Source organism: Vibrio sp. 10N.261.55.A7 (assembly GCF_002877365.1).
GTDB lineage: Bacteria > Pseudomonadota > Gammaproteobacteria > Enterobacterales > Vibrionaceae > Vibrio.
This window is the reverse complement of sequence record NZ_MCWZ01000165.1, coordinates 1-2,171: the sequence shown is the minus strand read 5'-3', so window position 1 is coordinate 2,171 and position 2,171 is coordinate 1. Positions and strand designations below refer to the sequence as shown.

Below are 2,171 nucleotides of genomic sequence, written 5' to 3'. Positions count from 1 at the left end.
GGTAAGTGTCCATCAATGTAATACCCGTAAATAGGTATTGAATAGCAGTCCCGATAATCAAGCCAGCAAACAAGCCGACGAATATTTTTGTTGAGAGCGATTTATCCATCGTTCCACTCCAGATTATTATGCTTATAAATATTAGTTAATTAGTCTTTTCTTGTGCACCTGAGCACAATTGGCACGAATAATACACATCAAGGAAACAAATTAAAGAACTTATTAACACTTTTATCACAATCCATTTCACAGTTTTTGCACTCAATTTCCCGCTGAATTAGGAAACAAAAAACCGGACACGCTATAAATCAGGAGGTTGGAGCTATTTATGGTAAGGAAACAAACAAACGGATATTAAGAGCCACAGATACAAAAACACCCATTGTTTTCACAATGGGTGTTTCATTATTCGTTTACTGTAACGGTTTGATGCGTTACTTAGACACCATCACCATCGCAGGGCGAATCACTCGGCCATTGAGCTCGTAACCTTTTTGCATTACGAACATCACTGAATTTGGCTCGTGATCGGCACTTTCTTGAATGGACATCGCTTGGTGTTTTTCAGGGTTAAAAGTTTCACCTTCTGGGTTGATCTCTTTTAATCCGAACTTAGCAACCACGTCAACAAACGACTTATGCGTCATCTCTACGCCTTCAAGCACAGGCTTAACCGCGTCATTTTCTTGGTCTGCGGCTTGAATAGCGCGCTCTAGGTTATCAATAACTGGCAGTAGCTCTTCAGCAAACTTGTTCAATGCGTACTTACGCGCTTTATCAATTTCTTGCTCAGTACGGCGGCGCATGTTCTCTACTTCCGCCTTAGCACGCAATACAGAGTCTTGTTGTTCTTGAACTTTCGCTTCACTCGTTAATAAAGCCGCTTCTAGTTGAGCAATTTTAGACTCTTGCTCATCAACTTGTTGCTCTTCATTCCATTCGATATCAGCATCGCTTCCAACCACATCGGCTTCTTGCTCTGTGTTTGCTGTTTGCTTTAGTTCTTCTTCGTTCAATTTGTTTTCTTCGTTGCTCATGATATCTCCAGAATTCAATCCAACGTGCTCCTCTACTCATTGTTACTCAATGAGGGGCACAAAAATTCGCATAAAGGGGTGACTTGCCATTATTATGGGGATGAAGATTCTTGATTCAAGTCTAATTAGTCTGGAAAACCTATGAAAAAATGCTTTGAAGTGATAGCCATCATCGGAAAACCGAGAGATCAGCAAGCAATACAGACACATAAAGAGCTCTACCTTTGGCTTACCACACAAGGCTATAGTGTATTTATCGACGACCGCCTATCTGACATTCTTGATGATATTCCTGCAGAGCGTTTCTCTAGTCTTATAGAGCTAGGTAAGAAGGCTGATCTTGCCATTGTTGTTGGCGGTGATGGCAACATGCTAGGCGCAGCACGTGTGCTTTCACGATTTGATATCTGCGTCATTGGTGTTAACAGAGGTAATCTTGGTTTTCTGACCGATCTCGACCCAGATAATTTTGAATCAGACTTAAAAGCAGTATTAAACGGAGAATATCGAATCGAGAACCGTTTCTTACTCGAGACCGAAATACACCGTCATGGGCAGATAAAAAGCCACAATACAGCGCTCAATGAGGCCGTCTTGCACCCAGGCCAAGTTGCGCACATGATTGAATTTGAGGTCTACATCGACGAAACATTTGCGTTTTCACAGCGCTCAGATGGCCTGATAATCTCAACTCCTACCGGATCGACCGCGTATTCACTATCCGGTGGTGGCCCAATTTTATCACCAAGTCTAAATGCCATCAGCTTAGTGCCAATGTTCCCTCATACCTTGTCGAGTCGACCTTTAGTTGTTGACGGCGACAGTCGCATCAAGTTGCTGGTATCACCAGATAACAGGGGGACGCAAGAAGTGGGCTGTGATGGCCAAATATCACTGCCTGTCTCACCCGGCGATGAGATACATATCTATCAAAGTCCTAACTCTTTAAAACTCATACATCCAAAAGACTACAGCTATTATCATGTATTAAGAAACAAACTGGGTTGGTCGAGTAAGCTGTTTTAAGCTGTACTGAGTAACTGTCACTGTTGAATTGATCTTGTTCACAAAGTAGCCATCACTCAAAAATAACTTGCCTGTGTAACTTTACTGTATAAAGAAACAGTATATACT

2 protein-coding genes are annotated in these 2,171 nt (G+C 42.0%); one reads left to right on the top strand and one right to left on the bottom strand.

Features of this window, described 5'->3' with window-relative positions; translation table 11 throughout:
- Positions 1-434: 434 nt before the first annotated feature.
- Positions 435-1,037: a nucleotide exchange factor GrpE gene (gene grpE / locus BCU12_RS09670; protein WP_102404114.1), complete on the bottom strand. Its 603-nt coding sequence runs from the start codon at positions 1,035-1,037 to the stop codon at positions 435-437.
- 141 nt (positions 1,038-1,178) lie between these two features.
- On the opposite strand from grpE, the gene nadK reads away from it, so the two are divergent.
- Entirely contained in the window at positions 1,179-2,063 is an 885-nt protein-coding gene (nadK, locus tag BCU12_RS09665; RefSeq protein WP_102404113.1) for an NAD(+) kinase, read from the top strand.
- Positions 2,064-2,171: the final 108 nt, after the last annotated feature.